The organism is Enterobacter sp. SA197 (assembly GCF_054131575.1).
This window is the reverse complement of sequence record NZ_CP096393.1, coordinates 154,745-178,803: the sequence shown is the minus strand read 5'-3', so window position 1 is coordinate 178,803 and position 24,059 is coordinate 154,745. Positions and strand designations below refer to the sequence as shown.

At 53.4% G+C, this 24,059-nt stretch carries 23 protein-coding genes; 6 read left to right on the top strand and 17 right to left on the bottom strand.

Translation table 11 applies throughout. From position 1 onward, the window contains the following. Position 1: 1 nt before the first annotated feature. The 9 genes from rffA to trxA all read right to left on the bottom strand — a co-directional run bounded on the left by rffA (position 2) and on the right by trxA (position 8,610). Positions 2–1,132: a dTDP-4-amino-4,6-dideoxygalactose transaminase gene (gene rffA, locus M1D91_RS00835; RefSeq protein WP_437433008.1), complete on the bottom strand. Its 1,131-nt coding sequence runs from the start codon at positions 1,130–1,132 to the stop codon at positions 2–4. A 4-nt stretch (positions 1,133–1,136) separates the two neighbouring features. Then, complete coding sequence (gene rffC, locus M1D91_RS00830) at positions 1,137–1,814, bottom strand: dTDP-4-amino-4,6-dideoxy-D-galactose acyltransferase (protein ID WP_437433009.1); 678 nt, start codon at positions 1,812–1,814, stop codon at positions 1,137–1,139. Between the two features lie 9 nt (positions 1,815–1,823). Then, complete coding sequence (gene wecC / locus M1D91_RS00825) at positions 1,824–3,086, bottom strand: UDP-N-acetyl-D-mannosamine dehydrogenase (protein WP_437433010.1); 1,263 nt, start codon at positions 3,084–3,086, stop codon at positions 1,824–1,826. After that, entirely contained in the window at positions 3,083–4,213 is a 1,131-nt protein-coding gene (gene wecB / locus M1D91_RS00820) for a non-hydrolyzing UDP-N-acetylglucosamine 2-epimerase (protein ID WP_437433011.1), read from the bottom strand. Before wecB ends, wecC begins: the two co-directional genes overlap by 4 nt. A gap of 57 nt (positions 4,214–4,270) precedes the next feature. Beyond that, on the bottom strand, positions 4,271–5,317 hold the full coding sequence (gene wzzE / locus M1D91_RS00815; RefSeq protein WP_437433012.1) for an ECA polysaccharide chain length modulation protein: 1,047 nt from the start codon (positions 5,315–5,317) through the stop codon (positions 4,271–4,273). Positions 5,318–5,330: 13 nt separating this feature from the next. Beyond that, the gene (gene wecA, locus M1D91_RS00810; protein WP_437433013.1) at positions 5,331–6,434 is read right to left on the bottom strand and encodes a UDP-N-acetylglucosamine--undecaprenyl-phosphate N-acetylglucosaminephosphotransferase; all 1,104 of its coding nucleotides are present in this window, start codon (positions 6,432–6,434) and stop codon (positions 5,331–5,333) included. Between the two features lie 242 nt (positions 6,435–6,676). Next, positions 6,677–7,936: a transcription termination factor Rho gene (rho, locus tag M1D91_RS00805; protein ID WP_064327923.1), complete on the bottom strand. Its 1,260-nt coding sequence runs from the start codon at positions 7,934–7,936 to the stop codon at positions 6,677–6,679. A gap of 77 nt (positions 7,937–8,013) precedes the next feature. Continuing rightward, the gene (locus M1D91_RS00800; RefSeq protein WP_437433014.1) at positions 8,014–8,115 is read right to left on the bottom strand and encodes a hypothetical protein; all 102 of its coding nucleotides are present in this window, start codon (positions 8,113–8,115) and stop codon (positions 8,014–8,016) included. Between the two features lie 165 nt (positions 8,116–8,280). Then, positions 8,281–8,610, bottom strand: coding sequence for a thioredoxin TrxA (gene trxA, locus M1D91_RS00795; protein WP_437433015.1), 330 nt, complete (start codon positions 8,608–8,610; stop codon positions 8,281–8,283). A 135-nt stretch (positions 8,611–8,745) separates the two neighbouring features. On the opposite strand from trxA, the gene rhlB reads away from it, so the two are divergent. Next, positions 8,746–10,011 (top strand): ATP-dependent RNA helicase RhlB, encoded by a 1,266-nt coding sequence (gene rhlB / locus M1D91_RS00790; protein ID WP_437433016.1) that lies wholly within the window; start codon positions 8,746–8,748, stop codon positions 10,009–10,011. Positions 10,012–10,016: 5 nt separating this feature from the next. Next, positions 10,017–11,501 (top strand): guanosine-5'-triphosphate,3'-diphosphate diphosphatase, encoded by a 1,485-nt coding sequence (gppA, locus tag M1D91_RS00785; RefSeq protein WP_437433017.1) that lies wholly within the window; start codon positions 10,017–10,019, stop codon positions 11,499–11,501. Between the two features lie 44 nt (positions 11,502–11,545). Here gppA and rep read toward each other — a convergent pair whose 3' ends face one another. Next, positions 11,546–13,570, bottom strand: a complete 2,025-nt coding sequence (rep, locus tag M1D91_RS00780; RefSeq protein WP_437433034.1) for a DNA helicase Rep — start codon at positions 13,568–13,570, stop codon at positions 11,546–11,548. A 112-nt stretch (positions 13,571–13,682) separates the two neighbouring features. On the opposite strand from rep, the gene ppiC (M1D91_RS00775) reads away from it, so the two are divergent. Both ppiC (M1D91_RS00775) and ppiC (M1D91_RS00770) read left to right on the top strand, forming a co-directional pair. Continuing rightward, positions 13,683–13,964, top strand: a complete 282-nt coding sequence (gene ppiC, locus M1D91_RS00775) for a peptidylprolyl isomerase PpiC (RefSeq protein ID WP_437433018.1) — start codon at positions 13,683–13,685, stop codon at positions 13,962–13,964. 51 nt (positions 13,965–14,015) lie between these two features. Continuing rightward, complete coding sequence (gene ppiC, locus M1D91_RS00770; RefSeq protein ID WP_039055076.1) at positions 14,016–14,297, top strand: peptidylprolyl isomerase PpiC; 282 nt, start codon at positions 14,016–14,018, stop codon at positions 14,295–14,297. 422 nt (positions 14,298–14,719) lie between these two features. Here ppiC (M1D91_RS00770) and M1D91_RS00765 read toward each other — a convergent pair whose 3' ends face one another. The 3 genes from M1D91_RS00765 to ilvC form a co-directional block, all read right to left on the bottom strand. Next, on the bottom strand, positions 14,720–15,097 hold the full coding sequence (locus tag M1D91_RS00765; protein ID WP_437433019.1) for a DUF1360 domain-containing protein: 378 nt from the start codon (positions 15,095–15,097) through the stop codon (positions 14,720–14,722). Then, positions 15,094–15,534, bottom strand: coding sequence for an Rrf2 family transcriptional regulator (locus M1D91_RS00760; protein ID WP_437433020.1), 441 nt, complete (start codon positions 15,532–15,534; stop codon positions 15,094–15,096). Before M1D91_RS00760 ends, M1D91_RS00765 begins: the two co-directional genes overlap by 4 nt. Before the next feature lie 153 nt (positions 15,535–15,687). Then, positions 15,688–17,163 (bottom strand): ketol-acid reductoisomerase, encoded by a 1,476-nt coding sequence (gene ilvC / locus M1D91_RS00755; RefSeq protein WP_437433021.1) that lies wholly within the window; start codon positions 17,161–17,163, stop codon positions 15,688–15,690. A 151-nt stretch (positions 17,164–17,314) separates the two neighbouring features. On the opposite strand from ilvC, the gene ilvY reads away from it, so the two are divergent. Together ilvY and M1D91_RS00745 are read left to right on the top strand one after the other, a co-directional pair. Further along, positions 17,315–18,202: an HTH-type transcriptional activator IlvY gene (gene ilvY, locus M1D91_RS00750; RefSeq protein WP_437433022.1), complete on the top strand. Its 888-nt coding sequence runs from the start codon at positions 17,315–17,317 to the stop codon at positions 18,200–18,202. A 12-nt stretch (positions 18,203–18,214) separates the two neighbouring features. Then, the gene (locus M1D91_RS00745) at positions 18,215–18,601 is read left to right on the top strand and encodes a hypothetical protein (RefSeq protein ID WP_437433023.1); all 387 of its coding nucleotides are present in this window, start codon (positions 18,215–18,217) and stop codon (positions 18,599–18,601) included. A 63-nt stretch (positions 18,602–18,664) separates the two neighbouring features. On the opposite strand, the gene M1D91_RS00740 is transcribed toward M1D91_RS00745, so the two are convergent. The 4 genes from M1D91_RS00740 to M1D91_RS00725 all read right to left on the bottom strand — a co-directional run bounded on the left by M1D91_RS00740 (position 18,665) and on the right by M1D91_RS00725 (position 24,045). Beyond that, positions 18,665–19,504 carry an ankyrin repeat domain-containing protein gene (locus tag M1D91_RS00740; RefSeq protein ID WP_437433024.1) on the bottom strand — a complete coding sequence of 280 codons (840 nt, stop codon included), beginning with the start codon at positions 19,502–19,504 and terminating at the stop codon, positions 18,665–18,667. 153 nt (positions 19,505–19,657) lie between these two features. Then, positions 19,658–21,202 (bottom strand): threonine ammonia-lyase, biosynthetic, encoded by a 1,545-nt coding sequence (gene ilvA, locus M1D91_RS00735; protein WP_437433035.1) that lies wholly within the window; start codon positions 21,200–21,202, stop codon positions 19,658–19,660. Between the two features lie 2 nt (positions 21,203–21,204). Continuing rightward, a complete protein-coding gene (ilvD, locus tag M1D91_RS00730) occupies positions 21,205–23,055 on the bottom strand; it encodes a dihydroxy-acid dehydratase (protein ID WP_437433025.1) in 1,851 nt (616 codons plus the stop codon). A 63-nt stretch (positions 23,056–23,118) separates the two neighbouring features. Next, entirely contained in the window at positions 23,119–24,045 is a 927-nt protein-coding gene (locus tag M1D91_RS00725) for a branched-chain amino acid transaminase (RefSeq protein WP_437433026.1), read from the bottom strand. Between the last annotated feature and the right edge of the window lie 14 nt (positions 24,046–24,059).

The following is a 24,059-nucleotide window of genomic DNA, read 5'->3' as shown; positions in this document are numbered from 1 at the left end:
GTTAGTTGAAATAGCTCAGCAACGTATTAATCACGGTACGCTGGTTAACAGGTGCCAGATTGTAAAAGAGAGGCAGGCGAAGCAAACGCTCACTCTCTTCGGTGGTGTGCAAATCTTCGCCGTGGAATTCACCGAACTTCTCACCAGCCGGAGAGGCATGGAGGGGGATGTAATGGAATACCGACAGAATCTCGGCCTCTTTTAGGAAATCGATCAGTTTGCTGCGGTCATCCTGATCGCGCAGCTTGATATAAAACATATGCGCATTGTGCTCACACTCTTTCGGAATGGAGGGCAGCGCGATGCGTCCGGCGCGTGCCAGCGGGGTGAGCGCATCAAAATAGGTCTGCCACAAAGCGAGACGCTGCTGATTGATACGATCCGCCGCTTCCAGCTGAGCCCATAAATATGCCGCTTGTAAGTCGGCCATCAGGTAGCTGGAACCAATATCCCGCCAGGTGTATTTATCCACCTGCCCACGGAAGAACTGACTGCGGTTAGTCCCTTTTTCACGGATGATTTCCGCCCGTTCGACCAACGCGCGATCGTTGATAAGCGTCGCACCGCCTTCACCACCCGCGGTGTAGTTCTTTGTCTCGTGGAAACTAAAGCAGCCGATATGGCCAATAGTGCCTAACGCCCGCCCTTTGTAAGTGGACATCACGCCCTGTGCGGCATCCTCCACCACAAACAGATTGTGCCGCTTGGCAATGGCCATAATGGTGTCCATTTCACTGGCCACACCTGCGTAGTGCACTGGCACAATGGCGCGGGTATTTTCAGTGATGGCGGCTTCAATGCGAGTTTCATCGATGTTCAGCGTATCCGGGCGAATATCCACAAAGACGATTTTCGCGCCGCGAAGTACAAACGCATTGGCGGTCGACACGAAGGTATAGCTTGGCATGATCACTTCATCACCCGGCTGAATATCCAGCAGCAGCGCTGCCATCTCCAGCGAGGCCGTACAGGAAGGCGTCAGCAGCACTTTTGGGCTACGGAACCGTTGTTCCATCCACTGCTGGCAGCGACGGGTAAACCCACCGTCGCCACAGAGTTTGCCGCTACCCATCGCCGACTGCATATAGTCGAGTTCCGTTCCTACTACCGGAGGTGCATTAAAAGGGATCATAGAGTCACCTGTATAACCAGTAAGCGGTGCTTTCCATTATCGCACCGCTGCGAGTGTAACGTTTGATGGCGGCAAGATTACCTATCTGCGTCGCCACGCGAAGTGTTGTGAGCTGTCGCTGGCGTGCCCAATGGCATGCCGCCAGCATCAGTTTTTCCCCTGCCCCATACCCGCCCAGTAAGCCAATTCTGGCCTCATGGTCGTTGAGCTGGCGCAGGGAAACAAAAGCAGAAACCTCGCCGTTTGCGGTTCGAAACAGCAGGCATTCATGGTCATACACGCCTTTTACGGCGTTCTCGATCCATTGTGCATAGAAGCGTCCGCTGGCTTCAGGAGGGTACCAGGGCGCGCGAAAACGGCTCTGGCTGAACAGATTTGCCGCCATCTGACGCAGCGGCGCTATGTCAGCGTCTACGGCAGTGTGCGCCTGCGGGTCGGTACCTTTTACCGGCACCGTGAGGGCAAAATCAGCCTCACCTTCGACCAGCTTAAATCCTGCCTGCTGCAAAGCATCCAGTTGATGAACGTGTGGCGCCGGGATTTTAACCTGTACGCGGGCCCAGTCGTCTAAACTGGTCAGGGCCAGCGCGGGCGCGTCGTCCTGCAAGCGCAGAATGGCGCTACGAAGGCCAAAAAAGGCACTTTCCCATGCCAGTTCTTCAAGAGTGCCGTGTATCGCCATAACTGTGCCTTAGCGCCAGACGCCTTTAGTATCGACAATGTAGCCTTGCCTGACGCTGTCTGCCGCAATGGCTTTAAATTCTTTGTGATCGACCAGCATGACAAGCACATCGGCTCTGGTCAGCGCCTCGTCCAGCTCCACCAGCACGCCAAGGCCTGCCATGCGCGCTGGCAACTGGTGAATATTCGGCTCAACAACCAGCGTTTCGCCGCTATGCCATTGAGCAATACTGTGGGCAATTTCCATCGCCGGACTTTCCCGCAGATCGTCAATATTGGGCTTAAAGGCCAGGCCAAAACAGGCAATTTTTATATCGCTGGCGCGCTTGTCCGTGGCGGCGAGGCAATCAGCAACCGTCGCTTTTACCTGACTGAGCACCCAGTGGGGTTTGCTGTCATTCACTTCACGCGCGGTACGAATCAGACGCGCCTGCTGCGGGTTTTGCGCCACGATAAACCACGGGTCAACGGCAATACAGTGCCCACCGACCCCTGGCCCTGGCTGCAAAATATTCACACGTGGATGGCGGTTCGCGAGGCGCACCAGCTCCCAGACGTTGATCCCCTGATCGGCGCAAATCAGCGACAGCTCATTAGCAAAGGCGATGTTCACATCACGGAAGCTGTTTTCTGTCAGTTTGCACATTTCGGCGGTGCGGGAGTTGGTAACCACACATTCGCCTTCAAGGAAGATGTTGTATAGCTCGCTCGCGCGTGCCGAGCAGACCGGCGTCATCCCACCTATTACGCGGTCGTTTTTGATAAGCTCAACCATCACCTGGCCGGGCAGTACGCGCTCCGGGCAGTAGGCGATATTGATATCAGCCTCTTCACCCACCTGCTGCGGAAAGGTCAGATCCGGGCGGGCTTGCGCCAGCCATTCGGCCATCTGTTCGGTGGCGCCCACCGGTGAAGTGGACTCCAGAATAACCAGCGCCCCTTTTTTAAGCACCGGTGCGATAGATTTCGCCGCCGTTTCGACATATTTCATGTCAGGCTCATGCTCGCCTTTAAAAGGAGTAGGCACGGCAATCAAATATGCATCAGCCTCAACGGGCGTGGTGCTGGCGCGCAACCAGCCACCCTCAACGGCGGTTTTCACCACGTTGTCCAGATCCGGTTCAACAATGTGGATTTTGCCCTGATTGATGGTCTCTACAGCGTGGGCGTTAATGTCGATCCCCACGACCTGTTTTTGCCGGGAAGCAAAAGCCGCTGCGGTTGGCAGTCCAATATAGCCAAGGCCAATGACGGAAATGGTTGTGAAGCTCATAGTGTTACCCGATTATTTTTCAGTGCGTGCAAAATTCGACCACAGGCCTGCCCGTCTCCATAGGGATTGTGGGCGCGACTCATGATTTGCCAGGCGTCGCTGTCATTCAGTAGGCGTGATACCTCTTCAACAATGCGCTGGCAGTTTGTTCCCACCAGCCTGACGGTACCGGCATCTACAGCTTCCGGACGTTCAGTGGTGTCGCGCATCACCAGCACGGGTTTGCCCAGTGAAGGCGCCTCCTCCTGAATCCCACCGGAATCGGTGAGGATAAGCCAGGCATGGTTCATCAGCCACAGGAAGGGCAGATAGTCTTGCGGCTCAATGAGCGTGATGTTGTCCACATGTCCGAGAATGCGCTTTACCGGCTCGCTGACGTTGGGATTGAGGTGAACCGGATAGACGATTTGTACATCATTGTGATGTGCGGCAATCTCGGCCAGCGCATGGCAAATCTCTTCAAAGCCACGACCAAAGCTTTCGCGACGGTGTCCGGTGACCAGAATCAGCTTCTTGTTCCGATCGAGGAAGGGGTAACGTGCCGCCAGCTCCTCCTCTATGGAGGGGTTATTCAGAATGCTGTCACGCACCCAGAAAAGCGCATCAATTACGGTATTGCCGGTGACATAAATATGTTTATCAGCGATGTTTTCACGTAGCAGATTACTGCGCGAATTTTCCGTGGGGGCGAAGTGATAGAGTGCGAGGTGGCCCGTCAGTGTGCGATTGGCCTCCTCAGGCCAGGGTGACGACAGGTCACCAGTGCGCAATCCTGCTTCGACATGGCCAACCGGAATACGCTGATAAAAGGCAGCCAGGCTTGCGGCGACCGTTGTGGTGGTATCGCCATGCACCAGCACCACATCCGGGCGGAAGGACTCCAGGATAGGCTTCAGCCCTTCCAGGATACGACAGGTAATTTCTGTCAGTCCCTGACCGGGCTGCATAATGTTCAGATCATAGTCCGGTACGATAGAAAAGAGATGTAATACCTGATCGAGCATCTCCCGATGCTGCGCAGTGACGCATACCCTTGCGTCGAAATCAGGATCCTTTGCCAGCGCATGAACCAGTGGTGCCATTTTAATGGCTTCCGGGCGTGTGCCAAATACGGTGAGTACTTTCACAACGTTTCTCTTCGATTAGGTGGATGAAGGCAAAAAGCCTTCATCATAGACAGCGAGTTAGAATGTACGGCGACGCGCTAACGCAACGCCTGCGCCAATCAATGCCCCTACCACTCCCCACATAATCATCAGGAAAGCACGACGCGGACTGTCGCGTTTTACCGGTTCTTCCGGCGTGCGCAAATAACGATATGTCTGAAAACGGGGATCGAGTGTAGGACCTACGTTTAGCGTGTTCAGCATGGCCCGGTTCTGGAAGTAATCCAGATCAAACTCCGGCCCTACTGCTTGCAAATTTTCCAGTCGCGCCTGGAGCATCGGGCGACCGAGTAAAAACAACTCGGAATCCGGCAACTCTGCTGGCGGAACTTCCGTTTCACTGCGAGAAATATTGTGTTGTTCGGCGACTTTAAGGGCATTTTCTACGCTGGTGACGCGGCGGTTGAAGATAGCTTTTGCCACCTCTTCCTGACGTTTGACCTGCGCTTTCATCTGAATAGTTCGCGCCGCCCATGCCCCTTTAAGTTCATCATTCAGGTGCCTTGCCGCACGCTGGCTGGCAAAAGCAACATATTGACGGAGCAAATTATTGGCGTCGGGCGCCGTTTCTGCTGTGAGCTTAATATTGTCATTTAAATTGCGGGTAACATCGCCAGCGCTGAACTGAATATTATCAATCAATTCATCCAGCATAGCGGCGTCCGCTTTACTGTTACCCACTTTGCGCTGCTTGAAGTAATCCGTCTGCGACCAGAAATCACGGCGTGTATCCCAGGAGGCCAGTTGCATCACGAACTCTTTATACGCCTCATCCATGACGGAAAGCTGCTCTGCGGGGGCGAGATTGGCTTTGACATCCAGATTGCGTAAAAACTGCTGCTGAGAGTAATACCCTCCCAGCATGTTTACCGTGGGTCGGTCGGTGATGGCCGTGGCTCCCCACTCCTGGCGCGCAAAGAATGTCCAGATTAAGGCGACTAACGCCAGCAGCAGCGCAATTCCCACAATCCATAATTTTCCAGCCCAAAGGGTACGAAACAGACCACGAATATCCAGCTCATTTTCCGTACCTGCTAAAGGTGCTCCCGCCAATGGTTGAGTCATCTCTTTCCCGGATTTACTTGGTTAGTGTTGGTTTATTACCGCTGTTGCGGCGAATTCTACGCTTCACGCGCTTAATAAAACGCGCCACTTTCCAGGCACGCTTGATGCAGTAACCGTATAAAAAGAAGGATAGCAAAAATAATGCCAACATCACCCATTCAGGGATGAAGTGGGTATATTCCGTCACGACCCCCACGGTTGCCAGCAGCGCTGCAGCGAAAGTAATCAGTACAAAGGCTTGTCGGGAAGTGAACCCGGCACGCATGATGAGGTGGTGGATATGCTGGCGGTCAGCTGAAAATGGACTCATCCCTTTACGCAAACGGCGGTACATGATCGCCACCATGTCCATAAGCGGGATTGCAATAATCCAGAGCGCGGTAACGGGGCTAATTGGGTGGGTTTTACCCTGGGTGGTTTCCAGCAGGATCCAGATGAGCGTAAAGCCAATAAACGTACTGCCTGCATCGCCCATGAAGACTTTATACCGCCGTCCCAGTACCCCGAGGTTTAACATGATGTAAGGCAGAATGGCCGCAATCATGGCAAAGCACCACATCGCAAGGCTTATCTGGCCATCAAACCACAAAATGATCCCAATGGCGGCGAAAGAGACGCAGGAGAGACCGCCGAGCAGCCCGTCAATGCCATCCACCATATTAAAGGCGTTGATGGCGGCCCAGATAGCAAACAGGGTCAGCAAATAGCCAAAGGGACCCAGCACCATTTCCCAGGTGCCGAAGATATAGCCCAGACTACTCAGATAGAGTTTGCCCACCGTCATCATCACAATGGCAATAAGGGCCTGGATCAGTGCGCGGATTTTGACGCTGATATCGAATCTGTCGTCCATGACACCAACGAAGACCAGCACGCCTGCGCAGGCAAGATAAAGGGCAGCGTGGGGGATATAGTAATCGGCGATTCCGAAGGTGAAGCAGATCCCCGCGTAGACTGAAATTCCCCCAACCAGCGGAATCAGTCCCTGATGCCGTTTGCGGAAGTTGGGCTTATCCACCAGACCGACGCGTTTGGCCACTTTCCGGGCAAAAAACAAAAACGCGGTCGTGAATAAGAAAATACTGAATAATTCAGTAAACGCAGTGAGTAAATTCACAATGCAAGCTCTCAGCGAATGTTAATCCTGGCAGTATAACGACGATGCCACGCTCCAAAAAGGAGAAAGCAGGTCATCCACAGGCGTTTTAGTATATTTATCAAGCAATCAGAAGATTGTTACCCTTGACGTTTACGTTGGGGTGGCCTGCGTTGGACTATGCCTGTCCCTGTGCATATAGCGTATAGCCCATAAATGAAAAACGCCACGTAAAAACGTGGCGTTTCCGAGGTTTATTTGTATTAAGAGCGCTTCATCATGTCGAAGAACTCATCGTTCGTCTTCGTCATTGCCAGCTTATTGATGAGGAATTCCATCGCATCGATTTCACCCATCGGGTGAATAATCTTGCGCAGGATCCACATTTTCTGCAGCTCTTCTTGCGTCGTAAGCAGCTCTTCTTTACGCGTACCGGAACGGTTGTAATCGATGGCCGGGAAGACGCGTTTTTCAGCGATCTTACGTGCCAGATGCAGTTCCATGTTACCGGTGCCTTTAAACTCTTCGTAGATGACTTCATCCATTTTAGAGCCGGTATCAACCAGCGCGGTCGCGATAATCGTCAGGCTACCGCCCTCTTCCACGTTACGTGCAGCACCAAAGAAACGCTTCGGACGGTGCAGGGCGTTAGCGTCCACACCACCGGTCAACACTTTACCGGAAGCCGGTACAACGGTGTTGTAGGCACGCGCCAGACGGGTAATGGAGTCGAGCAGGATAATGACGTCTTTCTTGTGCTCCACAAGACGTTTCGCCTTCTCGATAACCATTTCAGCAACCTGAACGTGGCGAGATGCAGGTTCGTCGAAGGTGGATGCAACCACTTCACCTTTCACCAGACGCTGCATCTCGGTCACTTCTTCCGGACGTTCATCGATGAGCAGTACCATGAGCACGCAATCCGGGTGGTTGTAGGCAATGCTCTGCGCGATGTTTTGCAGCAGCATGGTTTTACCCGCTTTTGGCGGTGCCACAATCAGACCACGCTGACCACGCCCAATTGGCGATGCCAGATCCAGTACGCGAGCGGTCAAGTCCTCGGTAGAACCGTTACCACGCTCCATACGCAGACGAGAATTTGCGTGCAGCGGCGTTAAGTTCTCGAACAGGATCTTGTTACGCGAGTTTTCCGGTTTGTCGTAGTTAACTTCGTTAACTTTCAACAACGCAAAGTAACGTTCACCCTCTTTCGGCGGACGAATCTTACCAGAAATGGTATCACCAGTGCGGAGGTTGAAACGGCGGATTTGGCTGGGGGAAACGTAGATGTCATCAGGACCGGCGAGGTAGGAGCTGTCTGCGGAGCGGAGGAAACCAAATCCGTCCTGCAATATCTCCAGTACACCGTCACCAAAGATATCTTCGCCACTCTTTGCGTGCTGCTTCAGGATGGCAAAAATGATGTCCTGCTTGCGCATACGAGCCTGGTTTTCCAGTCCCATATTTTCGCCGAGAGTGATCAGCTCAGAAACCGGCGTATTCTTTAATTCGGTAAGATTCATAATGGTGTGGGTTCTTAAACTCGGGGTAGAACTCGAACTTAATGTTGTGAATGGTATGGCAGGGTCATCCATGCCTGTTAGCGGCCATCACTTATGTCCAATCGCTGCCTGGTCACAGGAGAGTACACAGAACTGAAACGACAAGACGGAATTAAGTGACAAGCCCGGAATCTATCCACTTCTCTCGCAACAATCGTTCTTAGCGGGAAGCATCGGGTAAAACAAGGTTCAAACTACAAGGTATGTTCAAAACGAAGTCAAAACTAAATTAGCACGACTGAAGCCGGGCGTCCAGCGATCCCCTTAATTTAGGATAACGGCCGCACCGGCTGAGATTCGAGGAGTTACGCCAGGTTTGCGTCCAGGAACTCTTTCAGCTGACCTTTGGACAGTGCGCCCACTTTCGTCGCCGCCACTTCGCCGTTTTTGAACAACAGCAGGGTCGGAATACCGCGGATACCATACTTCGGCGCTGTGCCTGGGTTCTGGTCGATATTCAGCTTCGCAACGGTCAGTTTACCTTCGTATTCGCCAGCGACTTCATCCAGAATCGGGGCGATCATTTTGCACGGGCCGCACCATTCTGCCCAGAAATCGACGAGAACCAACCCGTCGGCTTTTAATACATCCGTGTCAAAACTGTCGTCTGTCAGGTGAATAATTTTATCGCTCATATTTACTCCACAGGATTATGTCTACCTTGTTAGTGTATGTAGCATAACCTTACTAAAGGTTGACTTTATTTCACCCCGTTTATTTGAACGGATGTGCTTTCGTAAAGCAATAGTAAACTGATATTCTACCACACTATGAGCAAAACACATTTGACTGAACAGAAGTTTTCCGACTTCGCCCTGCACCCGAAGGTGATTGAAGCCCTTGAAACTAAAGGGTTTCATAATTGCACGCCCATACAGGCACTGGCCCTCCCGCTGACGCTGGCTGGCCGTGATGTTGCAGGGCAGGCGCAAACCGGTACCGGCAAAACGATGGCGTTTTTGACGTCAACGTTTCATTATCTGCTTTCTCACCCCGCTATTGACGATCGCAAGGTAAACCAACCGCGCGCGATTATCATGGCACCTACCCGTGAATTAGCCGTACAAATTCATGCTGATGCCGAACCTCTGGCACAATCAACGGGCCTGAAACTGGGTCTCGCCTACGGCGGCGACGGTTACGATAAGCAATTAAAAGTGCTTGAAAGCGGCGTCGATATTCTTATCGGCACCACCGGTCGCCTTATTGATTATGCAAAGCAGAACCACATTAACCTTGGCGCTATCCAGGTCGTGGTGCTCGACGAAGCCGATCGCATGTACGATTTGGGCTTTATTAAAGACATTCGTTGGTTGTTCCGCCGTATGCCGCCGGTCACCCAGCGCCTTAATATGCTGTTCTCCGCCACCCTCTCTTACCGCGTACGTGAACTGGCGTTTGAGCAGATGAACAACGCTGAATACGTGGAAGTCGAACCGGAACAGAAAACCGGCCACCGTATTAAAGAAGAGCTTTTCTATCCCTCTAACGAAGAGAAAATGCGTCTGCTGCAAACGTTGATCGAAGAAGAGTGGCCCGATCGCGCCATTATTTTCGCCAACACCAAGCACCGCTGCGAAGATATCTGGGGTCATCTGGCAGCAGATGGACACCGCGTTGGCCTGCTGACTGGCGACGTCGCGCAGAAAAAACGTCTGCGTATTCTGGAAGAGTTTACCCGTGGCGACCTGGATATTCTGGTTGCGACCGACGTCGCAGCGCGTGGTTTGCATATTCCGGCAGTGACGCACGTCTTTAACTATGACCTGCCAGACGATTGCGAAGATTACGTTCACCGTATTGGTCGTACCGGTCGTGCAGGCGCCAGCGGTCACTCCATCAGCCTTGCCTGTGAAGAATATGCGCTGAACCTACCGGCGATTGAGACCTATATCAGCCACTCTATCCCGGTTAGCAAATACAACCCGGATGCGCTGTTAACCGATTTGCCGCCTGCAAAACGTCTGGTGCGATCGCGTTCTGGCAGTGGACCGCGCCGTAATAGCGCACCACGTAATCGTCGTCGTTCAGGTTAAAAGATATGCTCGCTTCCGCCTCGCTTTATGCCGCTATTGATTTAGGATCAAACAGTTTTCATATGCTGGTTGTTCGCGAGGTGGCTGGCAGTATTCAGACGCTGACCCGCGTGAAACGCAAAGTGCGTCTTGCTGCGGGTTTGGGTCGGGACAACGTCCTTTCCCAGGAAGCGATGGAACGTGGATGGCAATGTCTGCGTTTGTTTTCCGAGCGCTTGCAGGATATTCCCCCCGGCCAAATTCGTGTGGTTGCGACCGCAACGTTGCGGCTGGCGGTCAATGCGAATGATTTTATCGCCAAAGCGCAAGAAATTCTTGGCTGCCCGGTTCAGGTTATCAGCGGCGAAGAAGAAGCCCGGCTGATTTATCAGGGCGTTGCGCATACAACGGGTGGTTCAGATCGTCGGCTGGTGGTCGATATTGGCGGAGCCAGTACCGAACTGGTTACCGGAACGGGGGCGCAGGCCACCTCTCTTTTCAGCCTCTCTATGGGGTGCGTCACCTGGCTCGAGCGATTTTTTACCGATCGCAACCTTGCTCAGGAGAATTTCGACGCCGCAGAGCACGCCGCCCGTGAGGTACTGCGTCCGGTAGCTGATGAGCTTCGTCGCCACGGCTGGCAGGTATGCGTTGGTGCCTCCGGAACGGTTCAGGCGTTGCAGGAAATCATGATGGCGCAGGGGATGGATGAACGCATTACTCTCGCTAAACTGCAGCAGTTGAAACAGCGGGCCATACAGTGCGGCCGTCTGGAAGAGCTGGAGATTGAAGGCCTGACGCTGGAACGAGCGCTGGTTTTCCCGAGCGGCCTTGCCATCCTGATTGCCATTTTTACCGAAATGAACATCGAGAGCATGACGCTTGCTGGCGGTGCGCTTCGTGAAGGACTGGTCTATGGCATGTTACATCTGACCGTAGATCAGGACATTCGCAGTCGCACCCTGCGCAATATTCAACGCCGCTTTATTATTGATACCGACCAGGCACGACGTGTCACCACGCTCGCCGCCCTGTTTGCCCGCAGCGTTGCAGAATCCTGGGATTTAGACACCTACAGTGTTGAAATCCTGCATGTTGCCTGCGAACTGCATGAAATTGGTTTAAGCATTGAGTTTAAACAGGCGCCGCTGCATGCCGCCTGGCTTGTAAGAAATCTGGACCTGCCCGGCTTTACGCCTGCCCAGAAAAAGCTGCTGGCCACCTTGCTGCTGAACCAGACCAATCCTGTCGATCTCTCCTCTCTCCATCAGCAGAATGCCGTGCCGCCCCGTGTTGCAGAGCATCTTTGCCGCCTGCTGCGTCTGGCGATTATTTTTGCCAGCCGCCGCCGCGATGACCTCCTGCCAGCTATCACCCTGCACGCTGAGGGTGAAAAGTTAACGCTGCGCTTGCCCGAAGGCTGGATGGCGAGTCATCCGCTTGGCGCGGAGTTAATTGATCAGGAGAGCCAGTGGCAAAGCTACGTCCACTGGCCAATAGAAGTGCTCTAAGCCATCCAGCGCATCCCGCCCTTTAGCCGGAGCGGGATTAACCTTTATGCCCTGCCTTTTGCCCGTTCCAGCATCGCTTTCATATTTGCAACATGGGACTGACCTTTCTGCATGCGCTCCTCTGGCGTAATAACTTTGCGCTCCTGCTCCCAGTTCACATCATCCTGCGGTAGCTCCAGCAGAAAACGGCTCGGCTCAGGGCGCACCAGCTCGCCATACTGGCGTCGCTCTTTACACAGGGTAAACGTCAGCTCTTTTTGCGCACGGGTGATACCGACATAAGCCAGTCGGCGCTCCTCATCAATATTATCTTCATCAATGCTGCTCTGATGCGGAAGGAAACCCTCTTCCATTCCCACCATAAACACATAAGGAAACTCAAGACCTTTTGAGGCATGCAGTGTCATTAACTGCACCTGATCCAGTTCCTCGTTACTCTCTCCCCGTTCCATCATGTCGCGCAGCGTGAACCGTGTAACCACCTGATCGAGTGCCATAGGCTCGTTAAGTTCATCCCCTTCCAGCATCTCTGTCATCCAGGTAAAGAGCGTATTGACGTTCTTCATACGCATTTCAGCGGCTTTCGGGCTGGGGGAGGTTTCATACAACCAGGACTCATAATCAATGCCGTGAATGAGATCGCGCACTGCGGCAATAGGCTCCCGCTCTGCCAGCCGTTGAATTTCACCCAGCCAGTGAGTAAAACGGGTCAGAGATTCATAGCCACGCCCGGTAAGCGTCTGGTTAAGCCCCACGTCAAAGCTGGCGGCAAACAGGCTCTTATTGCGAACCATTGCCCATTCCCCCAGTTTTTGCAGCGTCGCGGAGCCAATTTCACGCTTCGGGGTATTCACAATCCTCAGGAAGGCGCTGTCATCATCCTGGTTCGTCAGAATGCGCAGATAAGCCAGTAAGTCTTTGATCTCAGGTCGCGAGAAAAATGACGTACCGCCGGAGATGCGGTAAGGAATACGGTTTTGCATCAGGAATTTTTCAAATACCCGGGACTGGTGGTTCCCGCGGTAGAGGATGGCGTAATCCTTATATTCCGTCTTATTTATAAAGTGATGCGCAATCAGTTCACCGGTCACGCGCTCCGCTTCGTGCTCTTCATTGTTAGCGCTCAGCACTTTCAGTTCAGCACCATAGCCCAGCTCAGAGAAAAGACGCTTTTCAAACACATGGGGGTTATTCGCAATCAGGATATTCGCGGCTTTCAGAATACGCCCTGAGGAGCGGTAGTTCTGCTCAAGCTTGATGACCTGCAAGGCCGGGAAATCTTCATTCAGCAGTACGAGGTTTTGTGGGCGTGCACCACGCCAGGAGTAAATGGACTGATCGTCATCACCCACCACCGTGAAACGTGCGCGCTGTCCTACCAGCAGCCTGACCAGCTCGTACTGGCTGGTGTTGGTATCCTGGTATTCATCCACCAGCAGATAGCGAATTTTGTTTTGCCAGCGCTCCCGCACCTCTTCATTGCGCTGTAACAACAGCGTGGGAAGCAAAATCAAATCGTCAAAATCCAGTACGTTGCAGGCCTTAAGATGTGCATCGTAGAGACTATAACAATGGGCAAAAATTCGATCCCGCTCACCGCTGGCGCGTGCTGCAGCCTGCGCGGGAGTAAGAAGATCGTTTTTCCAGTTAGAGATCGTCGAGATCAGCTGTTGCAATACCACTTTATCATCGTCGATCAGCCCTTCGGTGAGATCCTTTAGCAAGGCGACCTGATCGGTATCGTCGAAAAGCGAAAAATTGGATTTCATCCCCAGCGCGGCGAATTCGCGCTTGATAATGTCCAGTCCCAGCGTGTGGAACGTCGAAATCATCAAACCCCGCGCCTCTTTGCGCCCCAGCGTTTGCCCGACACGCTCTTTCATCTCGCGCGCCGCTTTGTTGGTAAATGTCACCGCTGCGATATGGCGCGCCTGATATCCGTACTCGCGGATCAAATGGGCGATTTTGTTGGTGATAACGCGGGTTTTACCGGAACCAGCACCTGCCAGCACCAGGCAAGGACCAGTTACAAATTCTACGGCTTGTTGTTGGCCAGGGTTAAGACGCATGGACATATTGCTCAATCTTCGAACGGGGGGAGGATTGTAGCAGAAAGCCGAAGGGAGATTTACCCGCGGATGGTAAAGTGTGGGGACATGTTGAGATCACAGGATACGAAAAATGGCGAAGACCGCAGCTGCACTGCATATTCTGGTGAAAACCGAAAAACTGGCGCAGGAGATCCTGGCAAAACTGGAAAAAGGCTCAGGCTTTGACTATCTGGCAAAACGCCATTCCACCTGCCCATCGGCGCGTAACGGTGGGGATCTGGGGGAGTTTAAACAGGGCGTGATGGTTGGCCCCTTCGATAAAGCGGTGTTCAGTGGCCCCTTGCTCACTCCCTTTGGACCGGTAAAAACCAGGTTTGGTTACCACATCATCAAGGTGCTGTATCGCCGCTAACGCATGCTACTATTGCGCACTGATTTATCCCCAACACGTTAAGGCGCGATCATGGCAAAAACAGCGGCAGCAATGCATATCCTGGTGAAAGAAGAGAAACTGGCACTCGATCTTCTGGAACAACTGAAAAACGGCGGCGATTTCGAGAAGCTGGCGAAGAAACACTCCACCTGCCCGTCAGGTAAAAAAGGCGGTCACTTAGGCGAATTCCGTCAGGGTCAGATGGTCCCGGCGTTCGATAAAGTCGTCTTCTCCTGCCCGGAGCTGGAGCCAACCGGCCCGCTGCACACCCAGTTCGGTTACCACATTATCAAGGTGCTGTACCGGAAATAAACTGCAACGCCCTCTCCAGGAGAGGGCGTTTAGTGTTTGCACCCTCTCCCCGTGGGCTGAAGAATCCCCAGTACTATGACGTTTTACAGCGATACCACGGCGCAATGAGAATAAAACCGTCACCGCGATGACAGGGTCTGGCTGAAAATCGATGAGGCGTTGACGGCTGCCCGGGTCGCCAGGGTGGTGGCGGTGAACCACCCTGGCACGTTCACGGGTCCTGGCGTGACAGACAAGCAAGGAACATGAGGTGAAAGGAATGACCATAAGCGCCGCATATTTCCCCTCACCCTGGCCCTCTCCCCAAAGGGGCGAGGGGACTTTCCGTGCTCGTATTATTTTCTGGGGATTCTTAAGCCCCGTGGGAGAGAGTCGGGGTGAGGGCACCAGCGTGCTCTGTAATTCGCCAGCGACGCCAGTTTTTATTTCTGCGATTGCAGCGTCTGCTGGGCGTTATGTTTCATCACATGTGTGCTGACGGCTGCCTGGAAAACTTTGAACATCAGTCCGTTGATGAGAGTGGCAAGCGTGATGGTGATAAAAGCGGTCATCACCCAATCGATAAACGCAAAACTACTGTGCAGTAACGCCGGGCGGTAAACCAGCATCCCACCAAACACCACCCAGTGACTCAGACAGTAAAAACAGTGGAAAAGGTGCCCCATCATTGCATTCTTTCTGGTCATCCACTCGCGAAACGCAGCGAACAGTTCGGTTTGCGTTATCGTCATTGAGATGCTGCTGGCTGCCAGGGCGATCATCAGGCAAGTGGTAACATCGGTGAGTAATTCAGACATCATGACTCGTGCCCCTTCTCGTTGAAATAAGACATAAATTCCAGGCCAATATCCTGAAGGGTCAGCCCCTTAAAGCGTTCCAGAATTAGCGTCTGAGCATCCGCAAGCGTAGAGGACATCATCCGGTTAACCCCTTGTTCTACCAGGCATGCCGGGTTCTCGCTGCGATTCCCTAATGCAAACAGCGCAGGTTCACCCAACGCGACATAAATATCGTAGAGCGTAACCTCGCTGGCAGGACGACATAGCCGCCAGCCGCCGTGGTGTCCTTTTATGGCCCCGACAATCTGGCTTTCACGAAGTCCGGCAAGCAATTTACGGATGAATGCCGGATTACCGTCAATAAAGGCGGCCATCTGTTCCGAGGTCATGGGTTTATCCGCCTGCTCCATATGCAGCAGGATGTGAAGTGTGGCTGAGAATGAGTTATTTATTTTCATGTAACTTACGATATTACATAAGTTACATTATAACAATACCTGACGCAGATTATTTAGTGACCTACGAAAAAAAGCCTGATGGCGCATGCGCTCATCAGGCTTTTCTAATTAAAGCAGATTTGGGGCAGCCGAACGGCTACCCGCTTTTTTAACTTAACCTGCTACCGCGATACGTTTCATATCGGTCATATAGCCACGCAGTTTCTTACCTACTGCTTCAATCGGGTGAGCCTGGATAGCTTCGTTAACATCACGCAGCTGGGCGTTATCAACGGAGCCTTCAGCGATAGCCTGGCCCAAATCGCCGGTTTGCAGCGTGGTCATGAACTCTTTCAGCAGCGGTACGCAGGCGTAAGAGAAGAGATAGTTACCGTATTCTGCAGTATCCGAGATAACCACGTTCATTTCGTACAGACGCTTACGGGCAATGGTGTTGGCGATCAGCGGCAGTTCGTGCAGGGACTCGTAGTAAGCAGACTCTTCAATGATGCCGGAATCCACCATGGTTTCGAACGCCAGCTCAACGCCCGCTTTCACCATCGCAATCATCAGAACGCCTTTATCGAAGTACTCCTGCTCGCCGATTTTGCCATCGAACTGCGCAGCGGTTTCGAACGCCGTTTTGCCGGTCTCTTCACGCCAGGTCAGCAATTTCTTATCGTCATTGGCCCAATCCGCCATCATGCCGGAGGAGAATTCGCCGGAGATGATGTCGTCCATGTGCTTCTGGAACAGCGGGGCCATGATGCCCTTCAGCTGTTCAGACAGCGCATAAGCACGCAGTTTTGCCGGGTTGGACAGGCGGTCCATCATCAGCGTAATGCCACCCTGTTTCAGCGCTTCGGTGATGGTTTCCCAGCCAAACTGAATCAGTTTTTCTGCATATGCCGGGTCGGTACCCTCTTCCACCAGCTTATCGAAGCACAGCAGAGAACCCGCCTGCAGCATACCGCACAGAATGGTCTGCTCACCCATCAGGTCAGATTTCACTTCGGCAACAAAGGAAGACTCCAGCACGCCCGCACGGTGACCACCGGTTGCCGCAGCCCAGGCTTTAGCAATCGCCATACCTTCACCTTTAGGATCGTTTTCCGGGTGAACAGCAATAAGCGTCGGCACGCCGAAACCACGCTTGTACTCTTCACGCACTTCGGTGCCCGGGCATTTCGGCGCAACCATCACCACGGTGATGTCTTTACGGATCTGCTCGCCCACTTCGACGATGTTGAAACCGTGGGAGTAACCCAGCGCGGCGCCATCTTTCATCAGCGGCTGTACGGAACGTACAACGTCGGAGTGCTGCTTGTCCGGCGTCAGGTTAACCACCAGATCGGCCTGCGGCACCAGCTCTTCATAGGTACCGACTTTAAAACCGTTTTCGGTCGCTTTACGCCAGGAGGCACGTTTCTCCGCGATCGCTTCTGCACGCAGCGCATAGGAGATGTCCAGACCAGAGTCACGCATGTTCAGCCCCTGGTTCAGACCCTGGGCGCCACAACCGACGATGACCACTTTTTTACCTTGCAGGAAGCTTGCGCCATCCGCAAATTCATCACGCGCCATAAAGCGACATTTACCCAGCTGAGCCAGCTGCTGGCGCAGATTCAATGTATTAAAGTAGTTAGCCATGGTGAAACCTCGTCGATGTGTCGTGCTTATTGTTCGGTTCGCTGTAACGCGAGAATGTACCCACATTACAACAGGAAATGTGTTGCTTAAATTGATATATTAACAATGTGACATTGCAATTTTTGCAATGTAAAAATGTGGAGCCAGTCTCATGGATTTACGCGATCTGAAAACGTTTTTACATCTGGCGGAAAGCCGCCATTTTGGTCGCAGTGCGCGGGCGATGCACGTAAGTCCCTCCACCCTTTCCCGACAGATTCAGCGCCTTGAAGAAGATCTGGGCCAGCCGCTGTTTGTTCGTGATAACCGAACCGTGACGCTGACAGAAGCAGGGGAAGAACTGCGCACTTTTGCGCAGCAGACGCTGCTGCAATACCAGCAACTGCGTCACGCCATCGATCAACAAGGCCCGTCGCTGTCAGGGGAATTGCATATCTTCTGTTCGGTAACCGCCGCCTACAGCCACTTGCCCCCCATTCTTGACCGCTTCCGCGCGGAGCACCCTTCGGTTGAAATCAAACTCACCACCGGCGATGCTGCCGACGCCATGGAAAAAGTGGTAACCGGTGAAGCCGACTTAGCGATTGCCGGCAAGCCGGAAACCCTGCCCGGCGCGGTGGCCTTTGCGATCCTTGAGAATCTGGCCGTTGTACTGATCGCGCCGGCGCTACCCTGCCCGGTACGCAATCAGGTTTCGGTGGAAAAACCTGACTGGTCACAGGTGCCGTTTATCATGGCGGACCAGGGGCCTGTACGTCGCCGCATTGAGCTCTGGTTCCGTCGACAAAAAATCAGTAACCCCTCTATCTATGCCACTGTGGGCGGGCATGAGGCGATGGTGTCAATGGTCGCGCTCGGTTGTGGCGTCGCGCTACTACCAGAAGTGGTACTGGAAAACAGTCCGGAACCCGTGCGTAATCGTGTGATGATTCTGGAACGCAACGATGCGGAAACGCCGTTTGAGCTTGGCGTCTGCGTGCAGAAAAAACGGCTGCATGAACCGCTGATTGATGCGTTCTGGAAAATTGTTCAGGGTTGATAAGGAGAGACTATGCGTACCAGAACCGCTCTGCTCATTGTGCTGATGGCAATGTGCGTTGGTGTCCAGGCAAAACCTAAGGGCGTGACCGTCCAGGATGTGAAACATCTCGCCTTAAAGCAGTGCCTGCTACAAAACTATCGCGATCTCACCCCTGCAGATACCTTTTCTGCCCCCGCTCATGATGCCTCATTTCTGGTAGAAAGTTATGCGCTGGGCAATGCGGGCATTTGGGATGCGTTCCGGGCATTTGTTGCCAGAGAGACCAAAGATTTCGATAAACTGACGCTGTCGCTAAAAGACGAGAGTGGTAAAGCAAACAATGTGCTGGCGCAGTGCATGACGTTTTATGAGTCGAAAGCACTGGATAAATATGTGCGTGAGACGGTCATGAAATAAAGGCGCAGGGAGCATAGCACACACAGAGCCGTGCTCCCTTGCGGGCAGCTTGTTCTGCCCGGCCTACTTTGGCTGGCCAGCCATAATCTTAATATTATTATTAAGCCACAGAGATTGCGGCCAGGCCGTTAAATGTGCTTTAGCATATTCAAGCGGGCTTAACGTTGTTTTTTCAAGTCCCACCACCACAGCGCGTACAGGCGGCAGGCTGAAATCAATGCCCGCATCTGACAGCAGTTCCAGCATTGCTTCACCGTTCTCTTTAACCGCAGCCTGATGATAGACCCCTTTTTCAAGGCCTTTTAATTCAGGGTACATCGCCTCCAGGCTGGCACCCCGTTGCAGCAACAGCGTCACGGCTTCCACGGCATTTTTCAGTATTCCCCAACATAGCGCAGAGGCAATGTGTGTCTGACTGATGCCACTGGAGAGCAGGAAATCAAGCGCGTCAGTATTGTTGTTACAGGCCGCGATATTCAATAAATCATACTTATCACGCGAGGTTTGATTGATATCGCACCCCTGACTCAACAGGTATTGTGCGAAGTCTCGATCCCATGCATAGCAAATCAGCTGATTGAGTGCATGTCGATTTTGGCAGCCCTTTTTATTGATGTCAGACCCTTTCTCAATCAGGTATCTGGCCATCGCTAATTTGCCTTCGGCAATGCAGGTTAACATTGCGTTATTACCTAAAAAGTTTCCCGCTTCGATATCCGCGCCTGCGGCTAAGAGAAGATCAACCGCTTCTCTGTTTTCATGTAAGGATGCCGCGTGAAGGGGCGTACCCTCTTGTTGGGTCCGCTTGTTAAGTTGCGCCAAAGACGCGTCTGCCAGTCTCTCTTTAATCAACGTTAAATCATTAATAACGCAGGCATACAGTAATGACTTATCGGCTTTCATGTCACTGCTCCTGTTGAAAAATAGATATCCATTAAATCAGCCTGTTTTATCGTCGTAAGCGCTATTGAAAGTTGAAACAGCAGCGCAACCGCCTGGCGCGTCATCAATAAACAAGGCACGATAAATCGTGCCTTGTTGCGCAATGAAAACAGCTTAGCCTGCGAGGAAGAAGCGGAAAGCGGGATTGTGCGTCTCATCATGACAGTCATAACCCAGCTCATTGAGTCGGGTTTCGAAATCCGGCTCATGTTCGCCCAGTTCAAATGCTGCCAGTACGCGACCATAATCGGTGCCATGACTGCGGTAGTGAAATAACGAGATGTTCCAGTGCGTACCGAGCGTATGCAGGAATTTCAGCAGTGCGCCCGGCGACTCGGGAAATTCAAAGCTGAACAGCCGCTCTTTTAAGGGTTTCGATGGTCGCCCGCCAACCATATAGCGCACATGGAGTTTCGCCATTTCGTCATCAGACAGATCCACCACGCTATAACCACCTTCGTTCAGCAGTTGCAGGATCTCTTTGCGCTCTTCCAGCCCCCGGCTCAGACGCACCCCAACAAAAATGCAGGCATCTTTTGCATCCGCAAAGCGGTAGTTGAATTCAGTAACCGAACGTCCCCCCAGCAGCTGGCAGAATTTCAGGAAGCTGCCTTTCTCTTCGGGAATGGTGACCGCCAGCAGGGCTTCACGTTGTTCACCCAGTTCGCAACGCTCTGACACGTAACGCAGGCCGTGGAAGTTTACGTTGGCACCGGAGAGTACATGCGCAAGACGTTCTCCGCGAATGTTATGCTGCGCTACGTACTTTTTCATCCCTGCCAGCGCCAGAGCGCCAGAGGGTTCAGCTACTGCACGCACGTCCTCAAACAGGTCTTTCATGGCCGCACAAATCGCATCGCTGTCGACCGTAATAATGTCGTCAAGATACTCCCGAAGCACACGAAACGTTTCATCGCCAATCCGCTTAACCGCCACACCTTCAGCAAACAGCCCAACCCGCGGAAGATCGACCGGCTGACCGGCCTCCAGCGCCGCTTTAAGGCAGGCTGAATCTTCGGCTTCGACGGCAATCACTTTGATTTGCGGCATTAACTGTTTGATGAGCACGGCGACACCTGCCGCCAGGCCACCGCCGCCAACCGGCACAAAAACCCGGTCAATGTGGGCATCCTGCTGGAGAAGTTCCAGCGCCAGTGTGCCCTGCCCGGCAATCACCATCGGATGATCAAATGGCGGCACCCAGGTAAAACCCTGTTGTGCAGAAAGCTCCAGCGCTTTGGCTTTGGCTTCATCAAAATTGGCACCATGCAGTAGCACTTCACCGCCGAAACCTCGCACCGCATCGACTTTGATGTCTGCGGTTGCCGTCGGCATCACAATCAGGGCCTTAACGCCAAGCCGGGCGGAAGAGTAGGCCACGCCCTGGGCGTGGTTGCCTGCCGACGCCGTGATCACGCCGCGTGCTTTCTGCTCTGCCGTTAAGCCGGCCATCATCGCGTAAGCACCACGCAGCTTAAAGCTGTGTACTGGCTGCCTGTCTTCACGCTTGACCAGAATGACGTTATCGAGGCGAGAAGAGAGTTTTTCCATTTTCTGTAACGGCGTGACCTGTACGGCTTCGTAAACCGGAGCACGTAACACGGCACGCAGATACTCCGCCCCCTCGGGGGCGGCGGAAAGGGGTTGCGACTCGGCCATCATCAGCCCCCAAGTTTGGATTTATCGCGTACAGCGCCTTTATCTGCGCTGGTGGCGAGGCTGGCATAAGCACGCAGCGCGAAGGAAACCTCACGTTCGCGAGACGCCGGAGTCCACGCCTGCGCACCTCGCGCTTCCTGAGCTTCACGACGTGCCGCAATTTCGGCATCGCTCAGTTGCAACTGAATGCCACGGTTCGGGATGTCGATGGCAATCATGTCGCCATCTTCAATAATTGCAATGTTCCCGCCACTGGCGGCTTCCGGAGAGACGTGACCAATAGAGAGGCCAGACGTACCGCCGGAGAAACGACCATCGGTTATCAGCGCACAGGCTTTACCGAGGCCCATCGATTTCAGGAAGGTAGTGGGGTAGAGCATCTCCTGCATGCCCGGCCCGCCTTTCGGCCCTTCGTAGCGGATAACCACCACATCACCCGCCACCACTTTCCCACCAAGGATCGCTTCCACCGCGTCATCCTGGCTCTCATACACTTTTGCCGGACCGGTAAATTTCAGGATACTGTCATCCACGCCGGCGGTTTTAACAATGCAGCCATTCTCAGCGAAATTACCGTACAGCACGGCAAGGCCGCCATCTTTGCTATAGGCATGCTCCAGAGAACGGATGCACCCTTCGGCACGGTCGTCATCCAGCGTGTCCCAGCGGCAATCCTGCGAAAACGCCTGCGTGGTACGAATACCGGCAGGACCCGCGCGGAACATATTTTTCACCGCTTCGTCCTGGGTCAGCATCACATCGTACTGTTCCAGCGCCTGCGGCAGGGTCAGGCCCAGTACGTTTTTCACATCCCGGTTGAGCAGCCCGGCACGATCCAGCTCCCCGAGGATGCCCAGCACACCACCCGCACGGTGCACATCTTCCATATGGTATTTCTGCGTACTCGGCGCGACTTTACACAACTGCGGTACTTTGCGGGACAGTTTATCAATATCACTCATGGTGAAGTCGATTTCCGCCTCCTGCGCGGCCGCCAGCAGGTGCAGAACGGTGTTGGTGGAGCCGCCCATGGCGATATCCAGCGTCATGGCGTTTTCGAATGCGGATTTGTTAGCGATATTGCGTGGCAGCGCGCTGGCATCATCCTGCTCGTAGTAACGTTTGGTGAGCTCAACGATGCGTTTGCCCGCGTTGAGGAACAGTTGCTTACGGTCAGCGTGCGTTGCCAGCAGTGAGCCGTTACCTGGCTGAGAAAGACCCAGTGCTTCGGTCAGGCAGTTCATGGAGTTCGCGGTAAACATACCGGAGCAGGAGCCGCAGGTCGGGCAGGCGGAACGTTCAATCTGGTCACTCTGAGAGTCAGAGACTTTCGGGTCAGCCCCCTGAATCATCGCATCAACGAGATCAAGCTTGATGATTTTGTCAGACAGTTTGGTTTTGCCGGCTTCCATTGGGCCGCCGGAAACAAAGATCACCGGAATGTTCAGGCGCAAAGAGGCCATCAACATCCCTGGGGTGATTTTGTCGCAGTTGGAGATGCAGACCATCGCATCGGCGCAGTGGGCATTGACCATGTATTCAACGGAATCGGCGATAAGCTCGCGCGACGGCAGTGAATAGAGCATGCCCCCGTGCCCCATAGCGATCCCGTCATCAACGGCGATGGTATTGAACTCTTTTGCCACGCCGCCGGAGGCTTCGATTTGCTCAGCAACCAGCTTACCGAGATCGCGCAGGTGCACGTGACCCGGCACGAACTGGGTAAACGAGTTCACGACAGCAATGATCGGCTTACCGAAATCAGCGTCTGTCATTCCGGTAGCGCGCCACAGCGCGCGGGCACCCGCCATATTGCGGCCATGAGTGGTGGTGGCGGAACGGTACTTAGGCATGCTCTGTTTACTCCCGTCTGTCTTTCCCCTGTAACGTCGTTCATTGGGGGAAATATGAATTTTTTATTGGTTTACTGAATCCAACCAGCCCCATTTATCTTCGGTTTCACCGGTAAAGAGGCCAAAGAATGCTTGCTGAATACGTTTGGTGACCGGGCCGCAGCGGCCTTCGCCCACCTGAATACCATCAACGCTGCGAACCGGCGTAATTTCTGCCGCAGTACCAGACATGAACACTTCATCAGCCAGATAGAGGGATTCGCGGGACAGCGTTTGTTCGCGCACTTCAAGGCCCAGATCCTGCGCCAGCTTGATGATGGCATCGCGGGTAATTCCCGGCAGAGCGGAAGAGGTGAACGGCGGCGTAAAGAGCACGCCATCTTTCACTTCGAACAGGTTTTCACCAGCTCCTTCAGAAATATAGCCGTTCACATCCAGCGCGATCCCTTCCTGATAGCCGTGGCGACGTGCTTCGCTGCCAACCAGCAGAGAGGAGAGATAGTTACCGCCCGCTTTTGCCGCAGTCGGGATAGTGTTTGGCGCAACGCGGTTCCAGGAAGAAACCATTGCATCGATCCCCTGATCCAGCGCTTCTGCACCAAGGTATGCTCCCCACGGGAAGGCCGCGATGATTACATCGGTGGTATAACCTTCTGGCGGGTTAACACCCATGCCCACATCGCCGACAAAGACCAGCGGACGAATATAGGCGCTGGTCAGATTATTTTTACGGATAACCTGGCGGCAGGCTTCCATCAGTTCATCAACGCTCTGAGAAACCGGGAAACGGTAGATTTTGGCGGAATCACGCAGACGCTGCATATGTTCACGATGACGGAACACCACTGGCCCTTTGTGCGAGTCGTAGCAACGGATGCCTTCAAACACGGAAGTACCGTAGTGCAGGGCGTGGGACATCACGTGTACCTTTGCTTCTCCCCACGGAACCATCTCGCCATTGAACCAAATGTAATCAGCTTTCTTCGTCATTTTCTTTCCTTTGC